The organism is uncultured Caldilinea sp. (genome assembly GCF_937128415.1).
Classification (GTDB): domain Bacteria; phylum Chloroflexota; class Anaerolineae; order Caldilineales; family Caldilineaceae; genus Caldilinea.
Genome location: NZ_CAKZMJ010000029.1, coordinates 1 through 9,480, shown reverse-complemented (window position 1 = coordinate 9,480; position 9,480 = coordinate 1). Strand labels below are relative to the sequence as shown.

8 protein-coding genes are annotated in these 9,480 nt (G+C 60.0%); 2 read left to right on the top strand and 6 right to left on the bottom strand.

The features are described 5' to 3' along the window. The coding region (locus Q0367_RS04765; RefSeq protein ID WP_298981118.1) for a CSLREA domain-containing protein at positions 1 to 272 on the bottom strand (272 nt) is incomplete at its 3' end. A gap of 159 nt (positions 273 to 431) precedes the next feature. On the opposite strand from Q0367_RS04765, the gene Q0367_RS04760 reads away from it, so the two are divergent. Then, complete coding sequence (locus tag Q0367_RS04760; protein ID WP_298981117.1) at positions 432 to 830, top strand: transposase; 399 nt, start codon at positions 432 to 434, stop codon at positions 828 to 830. Next, entirely contained in the window at positions 809 to 1,396 is a 588-nt protein-coding gene (locus tag Q0367_RS04755) for an IS5 family transposase (RefSeq protein WP_298981116.1), read from the top strand. Before Q0367_RS04760 ends, Q0367_RS04755 begins: the two co-directional genes overlap by 22 nt. A gap of 240 nt (positions 1,397 to 1,636) precedes the next feature. Here Q0367_RS04755 and Q0367_RS04750 read toward each other — a convergent pair whose 3' ends face one another. The 5 genes from Q0367_RS04750 to Q0367_RS04730 all read right to left on the bottom strand — a co-directional run. After that, positions 1,637 to 2,956 carry a S8 family peptidase gene (locus Q0367_RS04750; RefSeq protein ID WP_298981115.1) on the bottom strand — a complete coding sequence of 440 codons (1,320 nt, stop codon included), beginning with the start codon at positions 2,954 to 2,956 and terminating at the stop codon, positions 1,637 to 1,639. Positions 2,957 to 3,327: 371 nt separating this feature from the next. Then, complete coding sequence (ppdK, locus tag Q0367_RS04745) at positions 3,328 to 6,114, bottom strand: pyruvate, phosphate dikinase (RefSeq protein ID WP_298981114.1); 2,787 nt, start codon at positions 6,112 to 6,114, stop codon at positions 3,328 to 3,330. 386 nt (positions 6,115 to 6,500) lie between these two features. Next, positions 6,501 to 8,219 carry a cbb3-type cytochrome c oxidase subunit I gene (locus Q0367_RS04740; protein ID WP_297634758.1) on the bottom strand — a complete coding sequence of 573 codons (1,719 nt, stop codon included), beginning with the start codon at positions 8,217 to 8,219 and terminating at the stop codon, positions 6,501 to 6,503. 20 nt (positions 8,220 to 8,239) lie between these two features. Next, a complete protein-coding gene (locus Q0367_RS04735) occupies positions 8,240 to 8,845 on the bottom strand; it encodes a cytochrome c oxidase subunit II (RefSeq protein WP_297634723.1) in 606 nt (201 codons plus the stop codon). Between the two features lie 221 nt (positions 8,846 to 9,066). After that, positions 9,067 to 9,480 (bottom strand): SCO family protein (locus Q0367_RS04730; protein WP_298981113.1); only part of this gene is annotated, 414 nt, incomplete at its 5' end.

The following is a 9,480-nucleotide window of genomic DNA, read 5'->3' as shown; positions in this document are numbered from 1 at the left end:
CCCATGGTCAGCGTAATCGTCGCGGCGCCTAGGTTGGGGTCGAAGACGATGGTGTCGTCGCCGCTGCCGGCTGTGCATGCGTCAACCCTAGCGTTAGTATTGGCCGCCTGGATCGCTTCACGCAGTGAGCAGTCGCCGTCGCTGTTCAATTCATCGGCGGTGGTATTCACAATGATGAGGGCTGCTGCATATGCCTTTGGCGCGGGCAGGCCCACAAAGACCAGCGCTGCCAGCAGCAGAACAGAGAGAACAAAGGCTTGCGTTTTCATCATGATCCTCCTTTGTACATGTCCGGAGCCGGCGCCCGTTTATGAGAGAACAAGTGCTTGCGTTTTCATCATGATCCTCCCCACTGGGATATGTACGTTAGAGTATATGGGCTTTGGTGCATGAAAGAGTAAAAAGCGGAGCAGGTCAAGTAAACTTGGGATATGACCAAGAAAACCAAGCCTACTCGCCTGCGCCGCAAGACAGTATATCATGTTCGCAACTGGTCGGAATACGACCCGGCATTGGTCCAGCGGGGTTCGCTGACCGTCTGGGTGTCGGAGGATGGGTTGAAAAACTGGCGCGCTGCTGGGCCGCCCCAGCGCGGGGCTCAGTTCATTTCCAGTGCGCAAGCGATTGAGGCGATGTTGATCCTTCGGGAAGTCTTTCACCTGACCAACCGGGGCGCCGAGGGGTGCATGCGTTCGCCGTTTCCGCTTTTGCAGGGGGCGCTGCCCATGCCCGATCACACCACCCTGTCGCGGCGGGGTGGGACGGTGCAGGTGAGTCTTCCAAACGGGCGACAGGTGCGTTGCACCTCGTGTTCGACTGCAGTGGGTTGAAGCTCTATGGCGAAGGCGAGTGGAAAGTGCGTCAACATGGCTGGTCGCAGCGGCGCGCCTGGCGCAAGGTTCACCTTGCGGTGGACGGTCAGAGCGGTGCACTTCAGGCCGTGGAAGTGACGGACGCCGGTGTGTCTGATGCGGAGGCGCTCCCGCCCATGTTGGAGCAAGTGGCAAACCCGATGGCCAGCGCAGCAGGCGATGGCGCCTACGACCGGCGCAGCGTCTATCAGGCTCTCCAGGCGCACAGTCCTGGCGCTCACATCGCCATTCCACCCCGCCGGGATGCCCGCATCTGGCCACATGGCAACTGCAAAGCACCGCCCCATCCACGCGATGAGAACTTGCGCTCTATTTGCCGCCATGGCCGTGGCGCCTGGAAACGGGCTGCCCACTCTCATCGCCGTTCGCTGGCGGCAACGACCGTTTTTCGCCTGAAAACCCTCTTTGGGGACCATTTGAGGGCGCGTTTGCTCGCCACGCAGCGCACCCAGGTGCGGATTCGCTGCCAGGCGCTCAATCGGATGACCCATCTGGGCATGCCGGATAGCTATGCGCCGGTCTAAGCCGGCCCACGATGCGAGGAGCATTCCGCCCGCTTTTGCCTGTATCCTGATTTATATGCACCAAGGCCGTTCAATGATAAAATCTTCGGTAGTCATGAGGGCTTGCTCCTTTTGTTTGGTAGACTTTTGGAGCAGTGCACCTCATGACTTTTTCAACTAGCACCATCGGTTAAAAAAGAAACATCACAGAACTGTCAGGGCTCCGGCAACGGCGTGGATTGCTCTGTTTTGTGGGGTGATTCACCCTTGCGTGATCAGCGGCAAATAGATCGGAGTCGTAGCATCGAACGGCTCTGGCGTTGCAGGCGGCTCTGCTTCGTCCGTGGGCGGCGCTGCGGGCTCAGGGGCGTCCACCCCGCCATTGGCTGCGACGAGCGTTCGATGGACGTTGATGCGACCGAATCCATATTGTGCGTCTTTGCCTGGGGCGCCAAGGTCATCGGCATTGGCCGTCATCAACTGAAAAATCTCGTCTCGCGTCCATGCCGGATTGAAGCTCACCAGCAGGCCGGCCAGCCCGCTGACGAACGGCGTCGCCATGCTGGTGCCGGACATATAGGCGTACTCCGGGTTGCGAAAAGTGCTGTAAATGCGATGCCCTGGCGCCGTCAGGTCGATGTGCTCGCCGGTGTTGCTCAGCGGCCACAGGACATCCTGAGCGGTCGTGGCGCCTACGGCGATGACGTAGGGCAGCGCCGCCGGATAGAAAGGCGTCTCGCTGGCGGCGTTGCCGGCGGCGGCCACCACGATGACGTCGTGCTCCTCGGCGTATTGAATCGCCCTTTCCAACGTTTTGCTGGAGGCGGTGGCGCCCAGGCTCAGATTAATCACGCGCGCCCCCTGATCAACGGCGTAGTAGATGCCTGCAGCGACTGTCCCCCACGTGCCTTTGTTGCCGCTGTCCAACACCTTGACCGGCAAAATCGTGCATTGAGGACAGACGCCGGCGGCGCCGGCGCCGTTGTTGAGCGCCGCTGCCGCGATCCCCGCCACGTGGGTGCCATGCCCGTGGTCGTCAATCGGATCAGCGTCGTCGTTGATGAAGTCATAGCCTGGAAGAATGCGACCGGCGAACTCTGGGTGATTCAGATTGATGCCGGTGTCGAGCACGGCGATGATTCCGTCCGCACCGCCGGTGTGGATGTTCCAGCCTTGCAACGCCTCTATGAGGGTTTGCCCGTAGACGTCTCCCTGGATGTTGAAAGCCGGGTCGTTCGGCGTGAGCGCGCCGGTGACGACGACGTCAGGCTCGATGTAGGCTACATAAGGAGCAACGGCCTCCAGGGCATGGCTGGCGAAAACGGCGCCTTGCTGTTGCAATGTCGCCTGCACCACGTTCGCATGCGTAAGCCAACGCTGCGGCGTCAACCCCAGCATGGCCAGTGCAGCCGACTTTTCCTCTTCGGTTGTCTCGTCCTGAAAGGCAATTAAGAAAACAGGTTCGAGATTTTCCGTCGTTTGCGCCCGGGCGAGATGGGGCGTCGCTGCGAATGAACAAAAGAGAATAAGTGCAGAAAGGATGTGGCCCACATACGCCCGGAGACTGAATGAATTCCTCATGAATTCCGTTCTCCCGGGTCCGTTTCGAGTTTGCTTACAATATAGCAAGCTTTATGGAGCGCTTGATAGGGCGCAAAGACTGTACATTTTTGCTGAAATGGAAGGCGAGCGAGGCGGACGAGCTACTGCAATTGATTGATGAAATACGACATTTGTTGTTTGGGCGTCCCTCTTTTGTCTGGAGGAAAAGCGAGGTTTTGTCAGGTCAGAGGGCCGATGGCTTAAAATTTATAGGTGGAATCACGAATAGGTCTTGGCTCAGGGCGGTTTTTGTCTCGGAGTTGAGCTTACAAAAATCTCAGCAATAGAAGAGGCGCCGGCCTGCGCCAGCGCCTCTTCCACAAGGAGGAAACCGGAGAACAACCAACCGCTCACCCATGCTTGATGGCGGCCTGCGCTGCAGCGAGCCGCGCAATGGGCACGCGGAAGGGGCTGCAGCTGACGTAGTTGAGGCCGACCATGTGGCAGAATTCGATGCTGTTGGGATCGCCGCCGTGTTCGCCGCAGATGCCCATGTGCATGTCCGGGCGCGCCTTGCGGCCAAGCTGGACGCACATTTCGATCAGTTTGCCGACGCCGTCGCGATCCAGCTGCTGGAAAGGATTGTTCGGCAAAATGCCCTTTTCGGTGTATTCCATCAGGAATTTGGCCTCGGCGTCGTCGCGGCTCATGCCGAAGGTGGTCTGCGTCAGGTCGTTGGTGCCGAAGCTGTAGAACTCGGCCACCTCCGCCAGCTGATCGGCGGTCAACGCTGCGCGCGGCACCTCCACCATGGAGCCGTACTTGAAGTCCACCGTCGTGCCCGCCTCGGCGAAAACTTCCGCCGCCACGCGATCGACGATCTCTTTGACGTATTTCAGTTCGTTGACGTGGCCGGCCAGCGGCACCATGATCTCGGGATGCACGTCCACGCCTTCCTTTTTGACGTGCACGGCGGCTTCGAGGATGGCGCGCACCTGCATTTCGGTGATCTCGGGCATGACGATGCTCAGGCGGTCGCCGCGCAGGCCGAGCATCGGGTTGGCCTCGCTCAGCGCTTTGACCCGGCTCAGGATGTCTTCCTTCTGGCGCACCTTGGCGAGGGCGTTGTCGATCTCGCTGAGCGTATGGAAGTGCTGCAGCTGCACCTTGAGATCGGCCAGCTCGGAGACCAGCTCGTTGTAGCTGGGCAGGAACTCATGCAGCGGCGGGTCGAGCAGGCGAATGATCACCGGCAGGCCGTCCATAGCGCGGAAGATGCCCTCGAAGTCATTGCGCTGCACCGGCAACAGCCGCTCCAGCGCAGAGAGGCGCCGCGCTTTGCTGGTCGCCATGATCATTTCCTGCACGATGGGCAGGCGGTCTTCCTCAAAGAACATGTGTTCCGTGCGGCAGAGGCCGATGCCCTCGGCGCCGTAGCGGCGGGCGCGTTCGGCATCCTTCGGATAATCGGCGTTCGCCCACACGCCGAGCTTGCGAACCTCGTCCGCCCATTTGAGCAACGTATTCAGCTCGACCTCATTCTCGAAGTCTGGCTCCTGGGTGGGCAACTGGCCGAGATAGACTTCGCCGGTGCCGCCGTCCAGGCTGAGCCAGTCGCCTTCGCGGATTTCGATCTTTTGGTCGTTGACGATGACGTACATCATGCGATGATCGACGTCGATCTGGAGCTCTTCGGCGCCGCAGACGGCCGGCGTGCCGAACTGGCGGGCGACGACGGCGGCGTGGCTGGTGGCGCCTCCGCGGCTGGTGAGGATGCCTTTGGCTGCGATCATGCCGTGCACATCATCCGGTTTGGTTTCGGGCCGCACCATGATGACAGGTTTGCCCGCCTTGCCCCACTCCTCGGCGGTGTCGGCGTCGAAGACCGCCATGCCGACGGCAGCGCCGGGGCTGGCGTTGACCGCTTTGGGGACGATCAATCTGCCTTCGCTGCGCGCCTTCTGCTTTGTCTCCGGCGAAAATTGGGGGTGCAGGAGCTGATCCACCTGCTCCGGCGTGACGCGCATGATTGCTTCCTGGCGCGTGATCAGCCCTTCGTTGGCCATGTCGACGGCGATCTTGATCGCAGCGCGCGCCGTGCGCTTGCCGCTGCGCGTCTGGAGCATCCACAACTTGCCGCGCTCGATCGTGAACTCGACGTCTTGCATGTCCTTAAAGTGTCGTTCGAGCTTGGTGACGATCTCCATAAACTGCTCGAACGCTTCGGGCATGTCGACTTTGAGGCGCGCGATGGGCAGCGTGTTGCGAATGCCGGCGACGACGTCTTCGCCCTGCGCGTTGATCAGATAATCGCCGTACAGCTCCTTGGTGCCGTCCACCGGGTTGCGGGTGAAGGCGACGCCGGTGGCGCTGTCGTTGCCCATGTTGCCGAAGACCATGGTCACGATGTTGACGGCGGTGCCCAGGTTGTGGGGAATGCCGGTGGCGTTGCGGTAATCTACGGCGCGCTTGCCGAACCAGCTATTGAAAACCGCGCGGGTCGCCATCTCGAGTTGCTTGTAGGGGTCCTGGGGGAAGTCCATGCCCTTATAGGCTTTGACCAGCGCCTTGAAGCGTTCGACGATGTACATCCAGTCTTCTGCGCTGAGATCAACGTCGTTTTTCACCCCAACCTTGCGTTTTTGCTCGGCGATCACCTCCTCGAACGGTTCGTCGGCGACGCCCATCACCACCGAGCCGAACATCTGGATCAGGCGGCGGTAGGAGTCGTAGACAAAGCGCGGGTCGCCGGTGAGCCGAATCAACCCTTCGGCGGTTTCGTCGTTCAGGCCGATGTTGAGGACGGTGTCCATCATGCCCGGCATGGAGAATTTGGCGCCTGAACGACAGGAGACAAAGAGCGGATTTTTCGGGTCGCCGAAGACCTTGCCCGTCTTCTTCTCGATGGCGTGCATCGCCGCCACTTCCTGTTCCCACAGGCCCTCGGGGAATTCATGGTTGTTTTCCAGGTAGGCGTTGCACGCTTCCGTTGAAATGGTGAAGCCGGGCGGCACGGGAAGCCCCAGGCGCGTCATCTCGAACAGATTGGCGCCCTTGCCGCCAAGGAAGGCGCGAATGTCGTCCCAGCTTTTGGCGTTGCAGGCGGCTTCCACTTTGTCCAGTTCATCGAACAGAAAAACCCATTGTTTTTGACCAGGGCGTACGGTTGGCTGTTCTTCTCTCACAAGTACAGACATCGCAGATTTCTCCTTGGTAAAAAGATTCGCAATTGAACGGCCGGTCAGCTCACAACGATGTGAGACAGAAAATAAAAATATGATTGCGATACGTCGATTAGTGTAAACCATACACTGTGAAGGCACGTCGTGCACCTGGGGAGAAGTAATGCTGGTCAGGGTAGCAGTCTGTGAACTGGTCAAGTGGCTAGTGTGCGGCGCCGGTCTCCGATCGCAAAAAATTTGTCGGAGGTCGGCGATCTCAGAGATTGGCGAACGGGGATTGACCGCTTGCCGGGTTCGTGCGCAAAGTGGGCGGCATCTTCCAGGAAGTTTCAAAGCTTCCTGGAAGATGCGTGCTTGGCCTGGAGGCCGGTGGGAAGAGGAGAAAGTGACGTGTGAGCGCCTCACCAGACTCGGATGCCGCGCGACCAGTTCTGGGCGTCGCGGATGAGCTGGAAGAGCATCGGACCGTAGGAAAGGATGACCAGCGCAATGGCGCCGTTGAGCCACGGCCACCAGGTGTCCAGCCATTTGGGCGCGGGCGTCGGGTCAAGCGGCTGCGCCACCGGCATCTCGATGGGCTTGTCCAGTTTGCGCGGCAGCAGCACCGTGAAGAGCATGATGGCAAAGTAGAGCGTGGCGCTGATGGTCAGAAAAGCCAGCCCCACCACCGACTCGATCATCTGCGGAGTCCATTGCGAGCTGTAGTAGGGCGCCTCTCCCAGCATGGTGCGCCGTGGCACGCTGAAGACCAGACCCAGGATGTGATAGGCATTGGCGAAGAACAACATGCCGAAGAACCAGGTCCACGCCTGCGCCAGCGCCAGCTTTGGCGTGAAGAGCTTGCGACCGGTCAGCTTGGGAACCAGCCAGTAGGAGATGCCGAAGAAGGTCAACGTGGTGGCCGAGCCGACGGTCAGGTGGAAATGGCCGGGCACCCACATCGTGTTGTGCGTCGCCATGTTGACGTTGTAGGAGGCGTTGATGAGGCCGCCGATGCCGCCGAAGATGAAGAGGATCATGGCCAGGTTCTGCGCCGCATAGGAGGGGTCGCCCCAGTTGAGGCGCGTGATCCAGCGCAGATAGCCTTTGCCGCCGCGCGCGCGGGCGCCGATCTCCAGCGAAGCGACCACGGTGAAGGCCGTGATCAGGCTCGGAAAGCCCACGCCGAAGGTGAAGATCATGTGAATGTACTTCCAGATCTCCGGAATGCCGGGGTCGGCGTACTGATGATGGAAGCCGACCGGCGTGCTGAAGAGTAGGAAGAGCCAGAAGACCAGCCGCGCCAGCGGTTCGCTGAACATCTTGCCGTTGGTCTGCGCCGGCAACATAGCGTACCAGGAGACATAGGCGGGAAGCAGCCAGAAGTAGACCAGCGGATGGCCGAACCACCAGAAGAGCGTGCGGCTGAGCAGCGGATCCATGCCGGGCGCCGTGAAGCCGAGCACCGGCGCCAGGGCGTTGGGCAGCAGGATGAACAAGATCTCGGCGGCCACGCCCAGCGTGGCGATCTGCCAGAGCACCATCGTGATCGTGGCGGCCAGAGCGATAAAGGGCGCCCGCTTCTCCGGGTTCTCCTTGCGCCAGGCGTAGTAGGTGAAGTACATGCTGTAGCCGACGATCCACGAGCCGACGACCAACAGCGTCAGGCCGACATAGAAGGCCCAGTCCGCCAGCATCGGCGGGTAGAAAGTGTAGAGCACCGAAGCCTGGTTGGTCAGCATCGGCACGGCGGCGGTCAGCAGGCCGAGCACCATCACGCCGAAGGCGAGCCAGCTCATCCACAGATATTTCAGCGGCCGGTTGAGGCTGCGCACGAAGGCGAAGGTGAAAAAGCCGCAGATGAAAAAGGTCGTCCAGACGATGGCGTTGAGTGCGCCGTGCAGCGTCAGCCCCTGATAGTAGGTTTTGATCACCGGTTGCAGCCAGGGGTAGATGTTGATGACGCGCGCATGTTCGAGGCCCTGGAAGACGCCCAGCAGTGCGCCGATCGAAAGCGCCAGGATGGCGACCAGAATGTTCAGGCCGGCGATGCGATCCACCTGTTTCAGATGTTCGGCGGTCAGCGCAGGCGAAGCCGCTTGGGCTTTGATTTGTGTTCCTGGGATTGCCTGTACAGACATCGATCGATTCCTCCGTTGCTCTATTGTGTGACCTGAACAGTTTCCGTTGTGTTGTCCGGCGCTGTGACGATCAGTTGACCGTACATGGTGTGATGCCCGATCGGCGCGTTGGCGACGTAGCCGCAGTACTCGTGGCAGATATAGTTGTAGACGCCGGGTTTGTCGAACTTCGCCCGCAACACGGAGACCTGACCGGGCAACGCCATCATGTTGACATTGGTGTTGGCGATCTTGATGCCGTGGATGACATCGCGCGCCGTCAGATAGAAGGTGACCTCGGAGCCGACCGGCACTTCGATGCGGTCTGGCACGAAGTTCCAGGTCTGCGCCACCATGTACACCTCATACTTTCCCGGCGCCAGCTCGCGTATGCCTGGATTGGCAAAGGGGCTTTCCGGGTCATTGAGCGTCATCGGGTTGATGCGCGCAGTGGCGCCCGGCACCGTGATGCCGAAGGACATCGCAGCCACCGTGATGGCGGCGATGAAGACCACCGTCATTGCCACCGCCACGCGAATCCAGACGCCTTCCCATTTTTCGACGTGCAGCCAGCCGTTTTCCTCATGCGCTTCGGCGCCAGGCTCGCCGCCGGTCGAGTGTTGGGTCTCATGCTCGTGTTCGCTCATCAGTTCGCTCCTCTAGACAAGACGACAAAGTAGGCGTTGAACCATAACGCAACCGTCAGGATCAAAAAGATTCCGATCAAAACGACAGTGCCCATCGGCGTATCCGGTTCTTTGCGCATGCAATGCTCCTTTTCTCCTCTACGTTGGACGTTGATCATGCCGTTACAGTGGAACGCCTTGACCGGTTGTCAAGACGAACGACGCATCTTTGAACTGTTTTTTCAGCGCATCACCCGTCTCAGATCGCCGGCGAGTTGCTCTGCAGAGACGCCGTAGGGAAACAAGACCAACGGCCGTCGCTGTGGGTCGAGCACGATGACGGCGGCGCTGTGGTCCATGAGATAATCCGTCGCGCTGGCGCTGTGATACTGCTTTTGATAGACGACGCCGAACTGGCTGGCGATGGCTTCAGTCTCTTGCAATGAACCGCGCAAGCCGATGAAATTCGGTCCAAAGAAGGCAAGATAATCGCGCATGCGCTCGACCGAATCTCGCTCCGGATCGACCGTGATAAACAGCATCTGCATGCGCTGCGCATCCTTGCCCAGCAATTTCTCGGCCTTGCCCAAATCCGCCAGCGTGGTCGGGCAGATGTCCGGACAGGTCGTGTATCCGAAGTAAACCACGAGATAGCG

Bases quoted from the DNA above. Each gene is read 5' to 3' on its own strand.
- Q0367_RS04760 (WP_298981117.1), top strand. From the start codon at position 432: ATGACCAAGAAAACCAAGCCTACTCGCCTGCGCCGCAAGACAGTATAT.
- Q0367_RS04735 (WP_297634723.1), bottom strand. From the start codon at position 8,845: ATGAGCGAACACGAGCATGAGACCCAACACTCGACCGGCGGCGAGCCT.
- ppdK (WP_298981114.1), bottom strand. From the start codon at position 6,114: ATGTCTGTACTTGTGAGAGAAGAACAGCCAACCGTACGCCCTGGTCAA.
- Q0367_RS04740 (WP_297634758.1), bottom strand. From the start codon at position 8,219: ATGTCTGTACAGGCAATCCCAGGAACACAAATCAAAGCCCAAGCGGCT.
- Q0367_RS04750 (WP_298981115.1), bottom strand. From the start codon at position 2,956: ATGAGGAATTCATTCAGTCTCCGGGCGTATGTGGGCCACATCCTTTCT.